12 protein-coding genes are annotated in these 19841 nt (G+C 66.8%); 3 read left to right on the top strand and 9 right to left on the bottom strand.

Annotated features, from left to right (window positions below; genetic code table 11):
- Genes CKO35_RS01440 through CKO35_RS01430 form a run of 3 tightly spaced genes read right to left on the bottom strand, consistent with a single transcriptional unit; the run spans position 1 to position 3749 of the window.
- The gene (locus tag CKO35_RS01440; RefSeq protein WP_242466951.1) at positions 1-1899 is read right to left on the bottom strand and encodes a CsoS2 family carboxysome shell protein; all 1899 of its coding nucleotides are present in this window, start codon (positions 1897-1899) and stop codon (positions 1-3) included.
- A 36-nt stretch (positions 1900-1935) separates the two neighbouring features.
- Positions 1936-2280 (bottom strand): ribulose bisphosphate carboxylase small subunit, encoded by a 345-nt coding sequence (locus CKO35_RS01435; protein WP_200171830.1) that lies wholly within the window; start codon positions 2278-2280, stop codon positions 1936-1938.
- Positions 2281-2333: 53 nt separating this feature from the next.
- Entirely contained in the window at positions 2334-3749 is a 1416-nt protein-coding gene (locus tag CKO35_RS01430) for a form I ribulose bisphosphate carboxylase large subunit (RefSeq protein WP_200171828.1), read from the bottom strand.
- A 282-nt stretch (positions 3750-4031) separates the two neighbouring features.
- On the opposite strand from CKO35_RS01430, the gene CKO35_RS01425 reads away from it, so the two are divergent.
- Positions 4032-5714, top strand: coding sequence for a SulP family inorganic anion transporter (locus CKO35_RS01425; RefSeq protein WP_200171825.1), 1683 nt, complete (start codon positions 4032-4034; stop codon positions 5712-5714).
- A gap of 8 nt (positions 5715-5722) precedes the next feature.
- Here the strand turns inward: CKO35_RS01425 and CKO35_RS01420 are convergent, their stop codons facing one another.
- The 3 genes from CKO35_RS01420 to CKO35_RS01410 all read right to left on the bottom strand — a co-directional run bounded on the left by CKO35_RS01420 (position 5723) and on the right by CKO35_RS01410 (position 10643).
- Positions 5723-6214 (bottom strand): acyloxyacyl hydrolase, encoded by a 492-nt coding sequence (locus CKO35_RS01420; RefSeq protein ID WP_200171823.1) that lies wholly within the window; start codon positions 6212-6214, stop codon positions 5723-5725.
- A gap of 128 nt (positions 6215-6342) precedes the next feature.
- A complete protein-coding gene (locus CKO35_RS01415) occupies positions 6343-9477 on the bottom strand; it encodes an efflux RND transporter permease subunit (protein WP_200171821.1) in 3135 nt (1044 codons plus the stop codon).
- On the bottom strand, positions 9477-10643 hold the full coding sequence (locus CKO35_RS01410) for an efflux RND transporter periplasmic adaptor subunit (protein WP_200171819.1): 1167 nt from the start codon (positions 10641-10643) through the stop codon (positions 9477-9479). The genes CKO35_RS01415 and CKO35_RS01410 overlap by 1 nt, the downstream gene beginning before the upstream one ends.
- 91 nt (positions 10644-10734) lie before the next feature.
- Between CKO35_RS01410 and CKO35_RS01405 the strand changes: the two genes are divergently transcribed.
- The gene (locus CKO35_RS01405) at positions 10735-11355 is read left to right on the top strand and encodes a TetR family transcriptional regulator (protein WP_200171817.1); all 621 of its coding nucleotides are present in this window, start codon (positions 10735-10737) and stop codon (positions 11353-11355) included.
- A 70-nt stretch (positions 11356-11425) separates the two neighbouring features.
- Complete coding sequence (locus tag CKO35_RS01400; RefSeq protein WP_200171815.1) at positions 11426-14164, top strand: cation-transporting P-type ATPase; 2739 nt, start codon at positions 11426-11428, stop codon at positions 14162-14164.
- Here CKO35_RS01400 and CKO35_RS01395 read toward each other — a convergent pair.
- From CKO35_RS01395 to hrpA, 3 genes are all read right to left on the bottom strand, one after another.
- Complete coding sequence (locus tag CKO35_RS01395; RefSeq protein WP_200171813.1) at positions 14148-14867, bottom strand: glutamine amidotransferase; 720 nt, start codon at positions 14865-14867, stop codon at positions 14148-14150. The genes CKO35_RS01400 and CKO35_RS01395 overlap by 17 nt on opposite strands.
- Before the next feature lie 65 nt (positions 14868-14932).
- Positions 14933-15880, bottom strand: a complete 948-nt coding sequence (locus tag CKO35_RS01390) for a zinc metalloprotease HtpX (protein WP_200172180.1) — start codon at positions 15878-15880, stop codon at positions 14933-14935.
- A gap of 73 nt (positions 15881-15953) precedes the next feature.
- Positions 15954-19823 (bottom strand): ATP-dependent RNA helicase HrpA, encoded by a 3870-nt coding sequence (gene hrpA / locus CKO35_RS01385; RefSeq protein WP_200171811.1) that lies wholly within the window; start codon positions 19821-19823, stop codon positions 15954-15956.
- Positions 19824-19841 lie beyond the last annotated feature (18 nt).

Raw genomic sequence — 19841 nt, 5'->3', positions numbered from 1 at the left:
TCAGCCCCGGGCGCCGCCTGAGTAGGTAACCAGTGATCCTTTTTCCGTATTGCCGCTGCTGCCGGTCACGCGACTCACCGGCGGCGGCACATCCTGGTTACGCTTGTGGGTGACGGCTGGCATGGCGCCCATCAGACCGGGCCGGGTGGGATTGCGGCGGCGGGCGGAACTGCCCTCGGTGCCGGTCACCCGGTCGCCCCGTTCCCAGTCATCGCCGGTGATCTTTTTGCCGCTGGACTGGCCTTCCCCGGTGATGCGGGTGCGGCGGGGCGTTTCCGGCTGAGGATCAAAGTCGATTGGTGCGATCTCCGGCAACCCCGTGTCCAACTCCGGCGGCACGGCGGGCAGCCGTTCCGGGCGGGCCTGGTCGGTACCGGTGACCTTGTCCGTCGCCATGTCGAAGGGGCCGGTCACGCGACCACCTTGCTGCTCATAGCGGGTACCGGTCACGCCCACGGTGCGCCGTTCACGCTCTACCTGACGGGCCGGCGAGGTGACGGTGAAACCCTGTCCCGGCATCGTTTCCAGGGGTTGCGGGAAATCCGGCTGACCGGGTTGGGCGGCCAGGGAAGTGCGTTGCTCGATCCGGGCCTGGGCCTCGGGCGGGCAATAGTCGCTGATCTGTTCCGGGCTGGTGTAGGGGGTGCCCGTCACCGCCTGACAGGTACCCGGCTCGTCGCCGGTGACCTTACGGGAACGACCGGGCATGTTGCCGGAAACGGTGTGCCCCCGGGCGGTGGTGGCATGGGTCACCTTGGGCGGCTGGGTCGGTCCCGGTGGCGGCGTATCGCAGAACTGTTCGTACTGCTCCTGGCCCACGTACTCGTTTCCGGTCACCCGGCGGCAGGTACCCGGTTCGTTACCCGTCACCCGGGCGCCCCGGCCCAGTTCGTTGCCGGTTACCCGACTGCCCTGACCCGTGCGGGTGACATGCACCTTTTCCGGTCGGCTGGGGGGGGTGGTCTGACAGAATTCGTGAAAGATCTCCGCACCCAGGTATTCCGTGCCGGTGATGGCGCGGCAGGTGCCCGAGTCATCACCGGTAACCCCCTGACTACGGCCCACCCGGGTGCCGGTCACCGCCTGTCCGGCGGCGGTTTCCGACAGCCCCACCTTCCAGGGCTGATCTTGGGCCGGTCCGGGGCGGGTGCGTCCGGTGGGAGGCGTGCGGCGGGTGCCCATGGCGCCGCCCTGACTGCGCTGGGCACGCACGCTGCGGGCCAGTTCCCGCCCGGACAGGCGCGGATTGGCCTGCCGGGCCAGACTGGCCGCCGAGGTGGGGGTGTTGGCGGCCGATTTGCCCCGGCTGGCTAGGGCGGCACGCCGGGCCTGGGACTGCAGGCGGCCCGTCGGCAGGGTGTTGGGGGTGTTGCGACGGGGGGTATTCCGACGTCGATCCTGCCCGTTGCCGGGCCGATCATTGCCCCGACGGGACAGGGAATGGCTACGGGTCACGGTCCGCTCCGGCTTGGCCGGTGAGGCGGCGGATTCCGTATGACGGCCACATTTCCCACCGCACTGGCAACCGGCAGTGGCAGATGGCAGGGTCGGCTCAGAAGCCGCCACCGCGGGGGCCTGCCGCACCCGGTCACGGGAGGTGTCGGCCCGCTTGCCGCCCCGGGACAGGGCGGCACGACGGGCCTGGGCCTGGGCGCGACCGGAAGCTTCGGTCACCACGGCACGGGGGGCCGTGGTCCGACCACGGGCGGGGGCGGTCACCATGGGTACAGATCGGCGGGCAGTGGGCGCCGGCCGGCTTACGGTCGGTTCCGGTGCCGGCCTGGGGGCCGCCGGTCGAGGGGCGACACCGGTGCTGCCCTTGCCCCGGTTGGAGAGGGCCTGCCGGCGCGCCAGGGCGGCCTGGCGCCCGCTGGAACTGCTGGATGGTCTGTTAGCCATGGTCTTTCCCCGCTCGTGGTCTGCCTGGGTCCGTGATCAGCGCCGCCCCTCGAACACCACGAAGGACGCGCCCTGGCACTGGGTGTAGTTGTCGTAGCCCGTGAGCCGCACATGGTGATCCGGGTAGGTCCGATGGCAGGCCTCCAGCTCGGCGGCCACATGGTCCAGGTTCACCTCGCCGAAGAAGGGCAGCTTCCACATGGTCCAGTAGTGGTTCATGGAAAAGTCCGGATGCACATGTTCGATGCCCGGCGTCCAGCCCTGGGCAATGATGTAGGCGATCTGATCAAAGACCTCTTCCTGGGTCAGCGGGGGCAGGAAACCGAAGGTTTCCAGGGTCTGTCGGGTCTGGTAGTCACCCATGGTGTTCTGGAAAGGCATGTCTGCAGGTCCTCATGTTCGGAAGGGGGAATGATCCGGCCCGGTGCGTGGGATCAGCCCGCGTCCAGCTTGTCCACGGTGTCGAACTCGAACTTGATCTCTTTCCATGTTTCCATGGCGCTGGCCAGTTCGGGGCTGTGACGGGCGGCGTCGGTGAGGATCTCGCGGGACTCCCGCTCCAGATCACGGCCTTCGTTGCGGGCCTTGATACAGGCCTCCAGGGCCACCCGGTTGGCGGCGGCGCCGGCGGCATTGCCCCAGGGATGGCCCTGGGTGCCGCCACCGAATTGCAGCACGGAGTCGTCGCCGAAGATGGTGACCAGGGCGGGCATGTGCCAGACGTGGATACCGCCGGAGGCGACGGCGAACACTCCGGGCATGGAGCCCCAGTCCTGGTCGAAGAAGATCCCGCGGGAGCGGTCTTCGGGGATGAAGGACTCCCGCAGCAGATCCACATAGCCCAGGGTGGAGGCCCGGTCACCTTCCAGCTTGCCCACCACGGTGCCGGTGTGCAGATGGTCGCCACCGGAGAGGCGCAGGCACTTGGCCAGCACGCGGAAGTGGATGCCGTGTTTGGGATGGCGGTCGATGACCGCGTGCATGGCCCGGTGGATGTGCAGCAACATGCCGTTCTTGCGGCACCACTTGGCCAGGCCGGTATTGGCGCAGAAGCCGCCGGTGATGTAGTCGTGCATGATGATGGGTTGGCCCAGTTCCTTGGCGAACTCGGCCCGCTCGTACATCTGTTCCGGGTCCGGCGCGGTCACGTTGAGGTAGTGGCCCTTGCGCTCGCCGGTTTCCGCCTGGGAAGCGGCCACGGCCTCGGCCACGAACTCGAAGCGGTTCTGCCAGCGCATGAAGGGCTGGGAGTTGACGTTCTCGTCGTCCTTGGTGAAGTCCAGGCCGCCGCGCAGACATTCATAGACGGCGCGGCCGTAGTTCTTGGCCGACAGGCCCAGCTTGGGCTTGATGGTGCAGCCCAGCAGGGGGCGGCCGTACTTGTTGAGCTTGTCCCGTTCCACCTGGATGCCGTTGGGCGGACCCATGCAGGTCTTCACGTAGGCCAGGGGGAAGCGGATGTCTTCCAGGCGCAGATGGCGCAGGGCCTTGAAACCGAACACGTTGCCCACCAGGGAGGTGAGCACGTTGACGATGGAGCCTTCCTCGAACAGGTCGATGGGGTAGGCGATGAAGGTGTAGAAGGATTCCTTGTCGCCGGGCACGTCCTCGATGCGGTAGGCCCGTCCCTTGTAGAATTCCATGTCGGTGAGCAGTTCGGACCACACCGTACTCCAGGTCCCGGTGGAGGACTCGGCGGCCACGGCGGCGGCCACCTCTTCCCTCGGCACCCCCGGCTGTCCGGTGACCTTGAAGCAGGCCAGCAGGTCGGAATCCAGGGGGACGTAGTCCGGGGTCCAATAGAGTTCGCGGTACTCTTTCACACCCGCGTCGTAGGTTTTCACGCTCATGGTCATCAGCTCCTGTGGTCTGTGCCCCGCCTCGGACGGGAAGGCGACGTTTGCTCTATGGGAAAGCTACATGAACAGTGGGTATATCTATAAATCGATTGTTTCTATTTGATGGATTGGCAGGGGTCTATGTATGGGTGGGAAGGTCGTGATGACCACAGGCATGGTGATGCCCGAATCCGCAGCACTCATAGATTTAATGATATGAGTCCATTCACGAACTTCGATTATTGTTGAACTGAATCCCCTTCGATAATGGGGCCACTCAATGAGGAAGCCCAGATGCGAGTCTTCAACGAGATCCGGTTCAACAATCTGAAGGGAGACCTGTTCGGCGGCGTGACGGCGGCGGTGATCGCCCTGCCCATGGCCCTGGCCTTCGGCGTGGCCTCCGGCGCCGGTGCGGAGGCGGGGCTCTACGGCGCCATCCTGATCGGCCTGTTCACCGCCCTGTTCGGCGGCACGCCCACCCTGATCTCCGAACCCACCGGCCCCATGACGGTGGTGTTCACGGCGGTGATCGCCTCCCTGATCGCCGCCAATCCGGAGCAGGGCATGGCCATGGCCTTCACCGTGGTGATGCTCACCGGCGTGTTCCAGATGGCCTTCGGGGCCATGAAGCTGGGACGCTACGTCACCATGATGCCCTACACCGTGATCTCCGGGTTCATGACCGGCATCGGCATCATCCTCATCATCCTGCAGTTGCCCGGCCTGCTCGGGCATGCCACCCCGGCGGGGGGGGTGATCGGCACCCTGCAGGGGTTGCCCGGCCTGCTGGCGGCCATTGATCCGCTGGAACTGCTTCTGGGTGGCGCCACCCTGGCCATCCTGCTGTTCATGCCGGCCCGCCTGAAACGCTACCTGCCACCCCAACTCATTGTGCTGGTGCTGGGAACGCTGGCGGTCATGTACTGGCTGGGCGGTGAGCAGGTACGGGTGATCGGCCCCATCAATTCCGGGCTGCCCTCCCTGCAACTGCCGGTGTTCACGGCGGAACAGTGGCTGATCATCGTGGTGGACGCTTTGGTGCTGGCCCTGTTGGGGTCCGTGGATGCCCTGCTGTCCTCTGTCATCGCCTCCAGCATGACCCGCCATGAATCGAACTCGGACAAGGAGCTGGTGGGGCAGGGCATGGGCAACCTGGCCTCGGGCCTGTTCGGTGGCCTGCCGGGGGCGGGGGCCACCATGGGAACGGTGGTGAACATCCAGGCCGGCGGGCGTTCGGCCCTGTCCGGTATCGTGCGTGCCCTGATCCTGGCCGTGGTGGTGATCTGGGCCGCCGGACTCACCGCCAACATCCCCCTGGCGGTGCTGGCCGGGATCGCGGTGAAGGTGGGGCTGGACATCATCGACTGGCGCTTTCTGCGCCGTGCCCACCGGGTGTCTCCCAAGGGCGCCCTGATCCTCTACGGGGTGATCGCCATGACCGTGTTCGTGGATCTGATCACTGCCGTGGCCATCGGCCTGTTCGTGGCCAACGTGATGACCATCCGGCGCTTGGCGGACGTGCAGGCGGAGTCGGTCTGCATCCTGCCGCCCCGGCGGCCCGAGGACGACGACACCAACGGTCGCTGCGCCGATCTGTCACCGGAGGAACGGGCGCTGCTGGCCCAGGGCAAGGGTCGCTTGAAGATCCTGCATCTGAGCGGCCCCCTGGTGTTCGGTGCGGCGGAGGCGATCACCCGCCAGGAACCCAAACTGGAAGGGGCTGGTGTGCTGGTGGTGGATCTGGCGCGGGTGCCCCACCTGGGCGTGACCACGGCGGTGGCCCTGGAGGCCGCCATCCGGGGTGCCCTGGACGGCGGTGTACAGGTGATCATGTCCGGGGTGCAGGACCAGCCCCGGGCGCGGCTGGCCCAGCTGGGGCTGGACACCCTGCTTGGCCCGGATGCCTGGATCCCGGAGCGGCACCAGGCGCTGGCGCAGGGCGTGCAGCGTCTGGCGGGGCAGTCACCGGCCTGATCTTCGGATTATCTGAACCGCAGATCCACCAGCAGCATGTTTTCCCCTTGGTTGGGCGAGCGGATGCCGGCGTTGCTCAGGTGCCGGAATACCAGTCGTAACTGTTTGCCCAGACGCAGGGATGCCCCGGCATGGATGTTGATTTGACTGCCCATGGAGCCGGTGGTCCTGTCCAGTAACGCGCCACCCAGCAACAGGTTCAGATGTCCGGTGGCGGGAAAGACCAAGGACTGACTCAGGAAGGTGGCCGGATAGGCATGTGCCATGTAGCCGAGGGCAGTTTCCCAGCGGCGGTTGCCGTTCATCTCCGCGGCATAGTCGCAACTGCCCACCCAGACAGGTTGCTGAAAATCCAGGCGGCCCAGATTGCTGCCGGTGGCGATGATCCCCGCTCCCACGTGGCAGCGGGTTTCCTGAGCCATGGCGCCGGAAGCAGCCAGGAATAGCCCGAGGGCCAGTGCCGAATGACGGACGGCATGAGAGTACTTGGTGGAATGCATGTGCGACTGAAGTGATCGGGAAAACTGAGGTAATCGGAAAAAGGTGACTGGGCCGAGCAGAGGATTCATCGGCTCGCCGGTGTCCGGTCCCCGTCTCTCTGGCTTGAGAGACGGGGGTTCGGGGCGTGTTACCGGCTTTCCAGCGGGGGCTGGTCGCGACGGGCCTTCCACCAGTCGGCCATGTCCTCCAGCAGTTTATAGAACAGCGGCACGAACAGGAGGGCCAGGGTACTGGCCGCCAGCATGCCGCCCACCACCACGGTGCCGATCTCCTGACGGCTGGCCGCCCCGGCACCGCTGGCATACACCAGCGGCAGGCTGCCGACGATGAAGGTGAAGGCGGTCATCACGATGGCACGGAAACGCTGCCGTGCCGCGGCCGTGGCGGCCTCGGTGGTGGACATCCCCTCGCGCCGGTTCTGGGCTGCAAACTCCACGATCAGGATGGCGTTCTTCGCCGCCAGACCGATCAGCACCAGCAGACCCACCTGGAAATAGATGTCGTTGGGGAAGCCCCGGCCGAAGGAGGCGATCACCGCCCCCAGCACCCCGAAGGGCACCGCCGAAGCCACGGCCAGCGGCAGGGTCAGGCGCTCGTACTGGGCCGCCAGGATCAGGAATACCATCAGCATCCCCATGGCGAAGGCGGCGCCGCCGGCACCGGCACCGGCGTCCAGCTGGTAGGCCTCGCCGATCCAGCCCAGCAGGGTGTCCGCCTCCTGGTTCAGCCCCGCCGCCACCGCCTCAAGGGCCGCCTTGGCCTGGCCGGAGGTGTAGCCGGGGGCCGGGTCCGCCAGGATCTTGGCCGCCGGGAAGATGTTGAAGCGGTTGATGAGGTCCGCGCCACTGGTGCGTTCCAGGGTCACCAGGGAACTGAGCGGAATCATGTCGCCGTTGCTGGACCTTACGAAGACCCGGCGCAGGTCGTCGGCCTGACTGCGGAATTCACCTTCGGACTGCAGGTTCACCTGCCACAGGCGTCCCGAATAGGTGAAGTCATTCACGTACAGGGAGCCGAAGGTGCTCTGCATGGCATCGAAGACCTCGGTGATGGGCACGCCAGCGGCCATGGCCTTCTCCCGGTCCACCTCGGCATGGTATCGGGGGATGCCCGTGGCCAGGGTCGTGCGCACGTTGGTCAGCTCCGGCCGCTCGTTGCCCAGGGCTGCCAGCTTCTGCGCCAGGGCCTCGACCTGCGCCGGGGTGGTGTCTCCCCGCACCTGCAGATAGCCCTCCACGCCACCGGTCAGGGACAGACCCATGATCGGGGGCGGGATGAAGGCAAACACGTTGGCCTCCTGAATCCCCATGCCCATGCCCATGACCCGGCGGGCGATGGAGGCGGCATCCTGCCCTTCGCCCTGACGATCATTCCAGTCGGTCAGGTTGGCAAAGCCTGCGACGGCATTGGTGCGCAGGGAGCCGGCGATGATGTCGAAGCCGGCGAAGGAAGTGAAGTCCTGGATCTCCTCCTGAACAATGAGCCGGGCGGACAGGGCGTCCCGCACCTGTTCGGTGCGTCCCAGGGCCGACACCGGCGGCAACTGCGCCACCACCAGGGAGACCCCCTGGTCTTCCTGGGGCACCAGTCCCGAGGGCATGCGGTCCAGCAGCCACACGGCACTGCCGGTGAAGCCGGCGAACAGCACCACACCCAGTATCCAGCGGCGCAGCAGGAAGGCCACCGTCGCCACGAAGGCGTCGGTGATGCGGTCAAACAGCCGGTTGAACAGGCGGAACGGCGCGCTGGGCGCGTGGGGTTGCTTGTCCAGCAACAGGGCACACATGGCCGGGGTGAGGGTGAGGGCGACGATGCCCGAGACCACCACCGAGACCGCGATGGTCACCGCGAACTGGCGGTATAACTCGCCGGTCAGCCCGCCGAGGAAGGCCACCGGCGTGAACACCGCCACCAGGACCAGGGTGGAGGCCACCACGGCGCCCGCCACCTGCTGCATGGTCTGGATCGAGGCCTCGCGGGCCTTGAGGCCCTTTTCCGCCATCAGGCGTTCCACGTTTTCCATCACGATGATGGCGTTGTCCACCACGATGCCGATGGCCAGCACCAGTCCGAACAGGGTCAGCAGGTTGACGGAAAACCCCAGTGCCTGCATGCCGGCGAAGGTGCCGATCAGGGATACGGGGATCGCCGCCACCGGGATCAGGGTGGCGCGCAGGTGCTGCAGGAACAGGAAGGTGACCAGGATCACCAGACCCACGGCAATGAACAGGGTGATGAACACCTCGCGGATGGAGATCTCCACGAACTCGGTGGTGTCGTAGGGGATGTGATAGGCCAGCCCTTCCGGGAAACGATCAGAAAGCTCATCCAGCGCGGCACGCACCGCCCGGGCCGTGTCCAGGGCGTTGGCGCCGGGCTGCAGGTAGATGCCCATGGGCACCGTGGGGCGACCGTTATGGGTGGCGGAGAAGGCGTAGTTTTGTGCCCCCAGCTCCGCCCGGGCCACATCCCCCAGTCGCAGGGTGCTGCCGTCGGGCTGGGCACGCAGAATGATGCGCTCGAATTCCGCCGGGTCCGCCAGCTGGCCGCGGGTGGTCACGGTGAAGGTGAAGGCCTGATCCACCGGGGCGGGTTCGGCCCCCAGACGCCCGGCGGCGAACTGGGCATTCTGCTGCCGGATGGCGTTGGCCACGTCGGAAGGGGTGAGATCGAACTGGGCCAGCTTGTCCGGGCGCAGCCAGATGCGCATGGAGTAGTCCTGGGCCCCGAACAGGGAGGCATCGCCCACGCCGGGCAGGCGCACCAGCTCGTCCAGCACGTTGAGCAGGGCATAGTTGCTGATGAAGATGGTGTCGTAGCGTCCGTCGGGTGCGCTGAGCACCGTCACCATGAGGATGTTGGTGGAACGGGCTTGTACCCGAACCCCTTGGTCACGCACCTGCTGGGGCAGGCGGGGCAGGGCGGCCTGGACCCGGTTGTTGACGTTGATGGCCGCCTGGTCCGGGTCCGTGCCCATCTCGAAGGTCACGGTGATCTGGATGGTGCCGGCGTCGGTACTGGAGGACTCCATGTAGATCATGTTGTCCACCCCGTTGATCTCCTGCTCCAGCGGTGCCGCCACCGACTCCGACAGCACCTGGGCGCTGGCGCCGGGGTAGCTGGCCTGGACCACGATCTGGGGCGGCACCACGTCCGGATACTGTTCGATGGGCAGGGCCCGCAGCGAGGCCAGCCCCGCGACGATGATGATGATGGAGATGACGGATGAAAAGATCGGGCGATCGATGAAGAAACGCAGCATCACTGATCCCGTCCCTGAGCGTTCACGGGAGAGACCTTCATGCCGTCACGCAGGCCCACGTGGCCGTTGATCACCAGGCGTTCACCGGCCGAGAGCCCGTCCAGGATTACCTGCCGGCCATCCACCAGTGGTCCCAGACGCACGTGCCGGGCATGGGCGGTGTCCTCGTTATCCACCAGGAAGACCCGGGGGCCGTCCCGGTCCTGGCTCACCGCGGTCGGATCAATCAGGAACACGTCCTTGAGTTCCTGCACCATGATGCGCACCCGCACGAACTGACCGGGGACCACCAGACGGTCCGGGTTGGGAAACACGGCGCGGGCGGAGACGGTGCCGGTGCGGGGGTCGATGCTGCTGTCGGTGAAGTCCACCTGGCCCATGTGTTCATACTGGCTGCCGTCGGGCAGCAGCAACTGGACCTCGTGGCTCTGGATTTCTTCACGCCCCATCATGGCCTGACGAGCGGTGCGCTGGATGGCGGCATCCTGCTCCGGCAGGGAAAAACGGACGTGGACGGGGTTATGCTGGGTCAGGGAGGTGAGCAGGGTGCCCTGACTGATGAGGCTCCCCTCGGGCAGGCTTTCCAGGTCCGTGGTGCCTTCGATGGGTGCCACCACCGTGGTATAGCGCAGGTTGCGCTGGGCATCGGCCACCGAGGCTCGGGCCAGATCCAGGCGGGCGCGGGTCAGTTCCAGTTCCGACAGGGCCTGGTCCCGGTCCCTGGTGCTGACCACGTTACGCTGATACAGGTCGGAGATCCGGTTCCACTCCCGCTCTGCCTGATTCAGTCCGGCCTGGGCGTTGGCCTGTTCCGCCTCGGCCATCTTCAGGGCGATCTCGTAGGGTTCCGGGTCGATGCGGAACAGCGGAGCGCCCTGGCCGACGGCCTGGCCTTCCACGTAGAGCCGTTGTTCCAGAATCCCGTCCACCCGGGCACGCACTTCCACTTCCCGGGAGCCCCGTACCCGCCCGGCGTAGTCGCCGCGGACCTTCACATCCTCTGCTGCCAGGGTGCTCAGGGTCACGGGCGGCGGCGGCATGCCGCCGGCTCCGGGTCCGGCGGCCTCGTCGCCACTGCCGCAGGCGGACAGCCAGAAGGCGGCAAACAGGGTCGCGATCAGGCCGGCGGCGGGCAGCGCCCGGCGGGTATGGGAGGGGGTGGACATGGAGCGGGTCTCCGGAGCGGGGGAGTTTACAAAAACATACAGACGTGCATGTATAATAGGTCCAAAATTTTCACTGTCAAGCGCGGAAACCATGCGACGCACCAAAGAAGAAGCCGAACAGACACGTGCCCTGCTGCTGGATGCGGCGGAAAAAGTATTTCTGGAACAAGGGGTTTCCAGGGCCAGCCTGGAGGCTATCGCGCGCGAGGCAGGCATGACCCGGGGGGCCATCTACTGGCATTTCCGTGACAAGGCGGCGCTCTACGGGGCCATGCTGGACCGGGTACGTCTGCCGCTGGAACGGCTGCGTGACGAATTCGTCCGGGAACCTGACGCGGACCCTGTCGAGGTCATCGAACGGCTCTGTCTTGCGGCCCTGGAAACGCTGGCCGGTGATGCCCAGGTGCAGCGGGTGTATACCATTGTGTTTCACCGTAGGGAGCGGGAGGCGGACAACCAGGTCTGGCGGGATGCGGAACTGGAAGGGCGGCGTCGCGCGGCCCGGGTCATGCTGGAGTGTTTCCAGGAAGCCCAGGCGGCGGGGCGGCTGCGCCCCGGCGTGACGCCGGAAATGGGTCAGCTCACCCTGGAACTTTATTTCACCGGCCTGTTCTACGCCTGGTTGCTGGAGCCGGAATACTTTGATCTGTTGAAGGATGCGCCCGCCATGATCCGTCGCATCCTCGACGGTTTGCTGCTCCCGCCTGGATAGGTTGCGCTTGCGCTACCTTGCCCCCCCTCTGGATGGACCCACACACAGTCACCCGACCGAGACGCAATCCATGGAAACACCCCTCAAGGATCTCTGGCACCACCTGCACCCTGACGAGGTGCTGGAAACCCTTGAAACCCATGAACAGCAGGGTCTCACGAGCCGGCAGGCCAGCGAGCGTCTGGCCACCCATGGCCCCAACACCCTGACGGCGGCCCCCCGGTCTTACTGGCTGAAACGCCTGCTGCTGCAGTTTCACAACCCCCTGATCTACATCCTGCTCATCGCCACGGCCGTGACCCTGGCGCTTGGGGAATATATCGATTCCGCGGTCATCTTCGGTGTCGTCCTCATCAATGCCATCATCGGCTTTGTCCAGGAATCCAGGGCCGAGGATGCGATTCAGGCCCTCAAGGGCATGCTCTCCTCATCCGCCGCCGTGATCCGGGACGGCAACCGGGTCACTATTGCCGCCGCCGATCTGGTGCCCGGCGACATTGTCCTGCTGGCTTCCGGCGACAAGGTACCGGCCGATCTGCGCCTGTTGTCCTGCCGGGATCTGCAGATCGACGAGTCCACCCTCACCGGGGAGTCCGTGCCGGTGGACAAGCAGTCCGGCAAGCTGGCCCGGGACACGGTGCTGGCGGATCGTGGCAATATGGGATTTGCTGGCACCCTGGTGACCTACGGAACCGGCCGGGGCGTGGTCATCGGCACCGGCGACCGTACCGAGACCGGCAAGATCGCCGGCATGATCAATGACGCCGTTACCCTGGAAACCCCGCTGACCCGCAGGATCAACGCCTTCAGCAGGGTCCTGCTGTGGGTGATCCTGGTGCTGGCCGGCATCACTTTCGGCGTGGGCCTGCTCCATGGTCAGGACTGGGTGGATACCTTCATCGCTGCCGTGGCCCTGGCGGTGGCCGCCATCCCGGAGGGATTGCCGGCGGTGATCACCATCACCCTGGCCATCGGGGTACGCCGCATGGCCCTGCGCAACGCCATCATCCGCAAGCTGCCGGCAGTGGAGACCCTGGGCTCCACCACCGTGATCTGCTCCGACAAGACCGGCACTCTCACCGAGAACCAGATGACGGTGCAGCGGATCGTCGCCGCCGACACGGAATTCGAACTCACCGGGAGCGGTTATAACCCCGAAGGCCGGATCCTGCGGGACGGTAGCCCGGTCGAGGCTCCCGCTGTCCACCATCAGGCCCTCTACCATTGTCTGCTGGCCGGCCTGCTGAGCAATGACAGTGAATTGGTGGAACAGGAGGGTCGCTGGAGCGTCCACGGTGATCCCACCGAAGGGGCACTGATCGCCAGCGCCCTCAAGGCCGGGTTTGACCGTCATGACATGCGCCGCCGGTTGCACCGGGTCGATGCCATCCCCTTCGAGTCGGATCGACAGTACATGGCCACCCTTCACCGCCACGACGAGGGCCACCGGGTCTACATGAAGGGGTCGGCGGAGCAGGTGATTGCCCATTGCGACCGGGCCATGAATGCCGAGGGCGACCGGGTGCCGATGGACCGGGAGCGTCTGCGGGAACAGGCGGAGGCACTGGCGGCCCAGGGGTTGCGGGTACTGGCTTTTGCCATGCGTGAGACCGATGCCGGCCGGCTGGATGTTCCCGACCCGGACAAGGACGAAGATCGTCTGATCTTCCTGGGCCTTCAGGCCATGATCGATCCCCCCAGGCAGGAAGTGATCCACTCCGTGGCGTTGTGCCGCAAGGCCGGCATCCGGGTGAAGATGATCACCGGAGACCATGCCCTCACCGCCCGCGCCATTGCCGAACGCATCGGCATCATCCGGGATGAAGACAAGGACCAACGGCGCGCGTTGACCGGGCGCCAGCTGGCGGAGATGTCGCCGGATGAATTGAGCAAGGCCGCCGACGGGGTGTCGGTGTTTGCCCGGGTGGCCCCGGAGCAGAAGCTGCGGCTGGTGGAGGCCCTGCAGGCCCGGGGCCATGTGGTGGCCATGACCGGTGATGGGGTCAATGATGCGCCAGCCCTCAAGCGTGCCGACATCGGCATCGCCATGGGGATCAACGGCACTGAAGTGTCCCGGGATGCCTCGGATATGGTGCTGGCGGACGACAATTTCAGCTCCATCGAGGCGGCGGTGGAGGAGGGGCGCAACGTCTTCGACAACCTGATCAAGTTCATCACCTGGATCCTGCCCACCAATCTGGGGCAGGGTCTGGTGATCATGGTGGCCATCCTGCTGGGTCTGACCTTGCCGGTGCTGCCGGTGCAGGCCCTGTGGCTGAACATGACCACGGCGGTGTTCCTGGGCCTGATGCTGGCCTTCGAACCCCGGGAGCCGGGAATCATGGCCCGGGCGCCCCGTCGGCCCGATGCGCCGATCCTCAACGGCGAGATCATCGGCCGCATCTTCTCGGTCAGTGCCCTGTTGCTGCTGGGGGCCTTCGGCCTGTTCCAGTGGTCACTGGCCCAGGGCGCGAGCCTGGAGGAGGCCCGCACCCTGGCGGTGAGCCTGTTTGTGGTGGTACAGAGCTTCTTCCTGCTCAACTGCCGTTCCCTCACCCGCAGTGTGTTTCGCACGAATCCGTTCTCCAATCCCTGGATCTGGCGGGGGATCGCGGCGATGTGGCTGGCCCAGCTTTTGTTCGTCTACACCCCGTGGATGAACCTGCTGTTCCAGAGCGCGCCGCTGTCGTTGCAGTACTGGGGCCTGATCCTGGGCTACGGCGTGTTCGTGCTGCTGCTGGTGGAACTGGAAAAGGGACTCTGGCGGCGCTGGAAAGGGCGGAGTCAGCCGGTCAGCGCGGGGTCTTGAGCCACTCTCCGAACCGCCGCAGTACCCGGCTGCTCTCCGGGGTCGGCCGGATGTTGGCCAGCAGGCCGTCGATCTGCCGCCCCTGTTCCGCCAGCCGGTCCCGGTAGTACATGACGTAATGGGGGGTGATGCGCTCATCGAACTCCGGATGAAACTGCACTCCCCAGGCGCATCCGTTCACCACGAACCCTTGGTGGGCCTCCATGTCGCTTTCGCCCAGGGCCCTCGCCCCGGGCGGCAACGCCACCACCGACTGGCTGTGGCTGACCTGGCCGTAGAACCGGCCCGGCAGCACCGAGAACAGGGGGTCTTCGGCGGCCTCGCCGTGGAGCCGGACCTCCACTGTGCCCACCTCGATCCCCCGGGGATTCCAGTCCACCCGGCCGCCCAGGGCGTGGGCCAGGATCTGGTGGCCGAAGCAGATCCCCAGGATCGGCACACCGGCCGATACCGCGCGTGCCAGCCAGTCGGCGGTCTGCTGGATCCAGGGGGCCTCCTCCGTGACCATGGATCCGGAGCCGGTAATGACCACGCCGACAACGTCCCCCGGTGCCGGCAGCGGATCACCGGCCTGTATATCCACCACCTTCGTCTGGGTTTGGGGCCAGTCCATGCTGGCGGCGATCCAGTCTTCGTAATCCCCGGGAAAGTCCTGAAGGCTGTCGATCTTGGTGCCGGTCTTGATGATGAGCAGTGTGTCCATGGGATCTCTCGCGATGCGTCCGCAATGCAGGAAGCCAAGAGATTACTCCAGAAAGCTGCAGTGCATCAAAACCACGATCTGCCAATGAGCCAGCGGGGTCTGGCCGGGATCTGCTCCAGGATCGGGCGCGGGTCATAGGCCACGGCCGGCAGGGGCAGGGGGCCATGGGGCAGTGTCTGGTCCAGTTGCCGAAGGCGGTCGATCCGGTCGCGGGTGGCGGGATGGGTGCGCAGCCAGGAGGGTTCCGGGGCACGGCGGCCCGGCAGCAGCACCTGTTCCAGCAGGCCGCCCTGCACCCGTTCCAGCTTGTCCAGGGCCATGGCCAGACCGACCGGATCGCCGGTGAGGCGGGCCGCGCCCAGGTCCGCCTCATATTCCCGGCTACGGGAGAGTGCCAGCTGGAACAGGGTGGTCAGGCTGGGGGCGAAGATCAGCAGCAGGATGGCGCCCCAGTGAATGGTGGCATGGCCCATGATCAGCAAGGGCAGATTGATGATCAGCAGGACCTGGCCGAACAGGGACAAAAGGACCGTGAGCCGGGAGGACAGATCGGCAAAGGTCATGGTGCGCAGGTCATTGTGGGCCACATGGCTGATTTCGTGGGCCAGTACGGCGGTCAGCTCGCGCAGGCTCAGGCGCCGCAGAAGGCCGTCGGAGACGGCCACGGCGGCCTGCCGGTGGTCGCCCACGGCGAAGGCATTCATCATCTGGGTGGGGACATAGTGCAGGGTGGGAGCCCGGGGCAGGCCGGCGCGGTCGGCGAGCTGGTCCATGATCTCCAGCAGCACCGGGGCGTACCGGGGATCAAGCCGGTAACCCTGATACATGCGCATCACCAGGCCGGGCGAGGCCATGGGGTTGAGAAAATAGAGCACCACCACCGCGGTCACCACCCCGGTACTGTGAACCGGGCCGCCGATGAGCCAGGCGATGGTCCCCAGCAACAGCACCATGGCCCCCACCAGGGCGAGGGATTGCAGGCGGTTGTGCAGATGGTGGGCTGTGTGGGGCATGGTGGGGCAGGGTTCGGGTGATATACCCATTGACCCGGTCACCCGCCTTTCGTTCTGCGCTCTCCGCCGTCCTTTACGCCCGATCCAGGCTCTTGCGCAGGTCCTCCAGCCGCTTCACCGACACCTTCTCCACCGTCCCCAGTTCCTGGGCGAACAGGGACACCCGCAGCTCCTCGATCAGCCAGCGGTAGCGCGACCACTCGCCGCCGGTGCGTCCGGCCGCCTGGCGGGCCTTGCAGTCCTCCCACAGGGGTTCCACGTCCACCCGGGCGCGCCGGTCCTTGTCCGGCGCATGGTCCAGCCGTTCCATGCGCCGCTCGATGGCCGTCAGATAACGGGGATACTGGGCCAGCCGGTCCGGCGGCGTTTCCAGCAGGCAGTGGGGATGGATCAGGTGTTCCAGCTGGTCCCGGATGTCTCCCGCCGCCTCCACCCAGGACAGGGGCAGGGCGCCCTTGAGGCGGGCGCGGACGCGCTGGTAGGCGGTCAGGATCTCCCCCGCCAGGGCGCACAGGGCATTGGTTGCGTCCACCAGTTCGCCCCGACCCGCCTCCAGGCGCTGCCGAAACCCTTCCGCGTCCACGGGCCAGGGATCGGCCATGAATACCCGCTCCACCGCCGCAAACACCAGGTCATCCTTGAGGACTTCGCAGCGATCCACGGGGTTGTACTGCAGGCACAGGCGCTGAATGTCCGGCAGGTTCCGGTACAGGTACTTCACCGGCTCCCTCGCCCCCAGCATGAACAAGCGTCGCAGGCCGGCACGATGAATCTGTCCGGCCCGGGCCGGACTGTCCGCCAGGATCAGGGCCACGCTGTCGCCCCGGTCCTCCAGGGCCGGATAGCCCCGCAGGGTGGCGCCGTGCTGACGGAATTCCACGTATTCCGTCAGGGGGCCGAAATCCCAGTCGGTAAGGCCTTCCCGCTCCATGTCCTCGGGCCGGTGGGCCTCGAAGCTCTCCACCGCCCGTCCGGACAGGCTGTCCTTGAGGGCCTGCGGGTCCCGGCCGGTCACCAGGGTCTTGCCCTGGGCGTCCACCACCTGGTAGCGCAGTTGCAGATGGGGTTCCAGGCGCTCCGGCTGCCATTGGTCCAGGGGGACGTCGGTGCCGGTGATCTGGCGCAAGGCCCGGGTCAGGGCCGGGATCAGCCCGCCCTCGGGTTCTCCCAGCCGGGCCAGGGCCGCCCGGGCGAACTCCGGGGCCGGCACGAAATGGCGGCGCAGGGATTTGGGCAGGGTCTTGATCAGGGCGGCGAGCTTTTCCTCCAGCAGACCCGGCACCAGCCAGTCTCCCCGATCAGGGTCCAGGGCATTGAGGGCCGCCAGGGGCAGGGTGAGGGTGACGCCGTCCGCCTCGTGGCCCGGTTCGAAACGGTAACTCAGGGGCAGCCTCAGGCCACCGCTCTCCAGCAGGTCCGGGAAGCGCTCCCCGCCCAGGTCCGGGGCCTCGCGCTGCAGCAGGGTGTCCCGGTCCAGACGCAGCAACGAGGGATCATCCCGCTCTGCCTGCTTGCGCCAGCGTTCAAAGCCGGCGCCGTCATGGACTGTGGCAGGCAGACGGCCATCGTAAAAATCGTAGAGTACCTGCTCGTCCGCCAGCAGGTCACGGCGCCGTCCGCGGGCTTCCAGGTCCTCGATCTCCCGGATCAGGGCCTGGTTGTGGGCCAGGGCAGGGGCACGGCTGCGCAGCCGACCCGCCACCAGACCCTCGCGGATGAACACCCGGCGGGCATCCGCCGGGTCCACCCGGCCATAGTTCACCTTGCGCCGTGGATTGACGATCAGCCCGAACAGGGTCACCCGGTCCCAGGCCGCCACGGTGCCCTGGCGGGGTTCGAAATGGGGTTCATGGTAGTGGTGCTTGAGCAGATGACCCGCCACCGTTTCCAGCCACTCCGGACGGATGGCGGCGCATTCCCGGGCATAGACCCGGGAGGTCTCGGCGATCTCGGCGGCCATGACCCAGGCCGGGGCGCCCTTGAACAGCCCGGAAGACGGATGGAGGTGAAAGCGCCGGTTGCGGGCGCCCAGATAGTCGTGCTTTTCCGTCTTCACCCCGACCTGGGTCACCAGCCCGGTGAGCAGGGCCCGGTGGATGGCCGCCGGATCGGCCGGTTCCTGGTTCTCCTTCAGGTCCATCTCCCGCAGACTCTGGCGCAACTGGCCGTGCAGGTCCTGCCATTCCCGCATGCGGATGAAGGACAGGAAATGCTCCCGGCACCAGGCCCGCAGCTTGGCCTTGGACAGATGGCGGGACTGTTCCCGCCAGGCGGCCCACAGCTTCAGGTAACCCAGGAAGTCCGAACCCGGTTCCCGGAACCGGGCGTGGGCCTCGTCGGCGGCCTGACGTTTCTCGGCGGGGCGTTCCCGCGGGTCCTGGAGCGCCAGAAAGGCCACGATCAGGGTCACTTCCGCCAGGGCCTGTTCCCGGGCCGCCGCCAGCAGCATGGCCCCCAGGGTCGGGTCCACCGGCAGCCGGGCCAGTTGCCGGCCCGTGGCGGTGATGCCGTGGGCATCGTCCACCGCCCGCAGGGTCTGCAGCAGCTTGAAGCCGTCCCGGATCAGACGGGAGTCCGGCGGCTCCACGAAGGGAAAATCCTCCGGATCGCCCAGGTTCAGGTGGGCCATCTGCAGGATCACCGAGGCCAGGTTGGAGCGCAGGATTTCCGGGTCGGTGTACGCCGGGCGAAGCTGGAAGTCCTCCTCGCCGTAGAGGCGGATGCAGATCCCCGGCCCCAGGCGCCCGCAGCGCCCCGCCCGCTGGTTGGCGGAGGCCTGGGAGACCGGCTCCAGGGACAGGCGCTGAATGCGGGAGCGCCAGGCATAGCGGGCGATGCGCACCAGCCCCGAATCGATCACATAGCGGATGCCCGGCACGGTGAGGGCGGTTTCGGCCACGTTGGTGGCCAGTACCACCCGCCGGCCGGTGTGGGGGGCAAAGACCTGGTTCTGTTCCGCCGCCGACAGCCGGGCGTAGAGGGGCAGGATCTCCGTATGCCGGGGATGGTGCTTGCGCAGGGCCTCGGCGGCTTCGCGGATCTCCCGCTCTCCGGGCAGGAACACCAGAATGTCGCCGGGACCGGCCTGGGCCAGTTCATCCACCGCCGCCAGCAGGGCCTCGTTCAGATCCCGCTCGGTGTCGGCGTCATCCTCGCCGGTGACCGGGCGGTAGCGGATCTCCACCGGGTAGGTGCGGCCGGGGACTTCGTAGACGGGGGCATCGGCGAAGTGGCGGGCGATGCGTTCCGGGTCCAGGGTGGCGGAGGTGATGATGAGCTTGAGGTCCGGCCGCCGGGGCAGCAGGCGCTTGAGATAGCCCAGCAGGAAGTCGATGTTGAGGCTGCGCTCGTGGGCCTCGTCGATGATGAGGGTGTCGTAGGCGCTCAGCAGCGGGTCCGAGCGCAGTTCCGCCAGCAGGATGCCGTCGGTCATGAGCTTGACCAGGGTGCGGGGGCCGGCATGATCGGAGAAGCGCACCTTGAAACCCACCTGTTCGCCCAGGGGGCTTTTCAGCTCCTCGGCGATGCGGTTGGCCACCGAGCGGGCGGCGATGCGCCGGGGCTGGGTGTGGCCGATGAGGCCGTCGGCCCCCCGGCCCAGGGACAGGCAGATCTTGGGCAGCTGGGTGGTCTTGCCCGAGCCGGTCTCGCCGCAGATCACCACCACCTGATGGGCCTGGATCAGGCGAGCGATCTCCTCCCGGTGGGCGCTGACGGGCAGATCGTCGGGGAATTCCGGCGAGGGCAGGGTCTGGCGGCGTTGTTCACGGGCCAGAACCGAGGCTTCGATCCGGTCGTTCAGGCGTTCCAGGAGGCGGTCGGCGGGTTTGCCGGCCCGGAGCCGGCGGCGGGCGCGGTCCAGCTCCTTGCGAAGGGCGTCATGGTCCCGTGCCAGGCAAAGGGGGATGCGTGCGGCGAGCTGATCGGGTTCCGGGTGAGGCATGGACGCGTGTGGGACATG

The sequence above is a fragment of the Ectothiorhodospira shaposhnikovii genome (genome assembly GCF_016584105.1).
Lineage (GTDB): Bacteria > Pseudomonadota > Gammaproteobacteria > Ectothiorhodospirales > Ectothiorhodospiraceae > Ectothiorhodospira > Ectothiorhodospira shaposhnikovii.
Note: the sequence above shows the minus strand (reverse complement) of the source record. Positions and strands in the feature narration are given on the sequence as shown.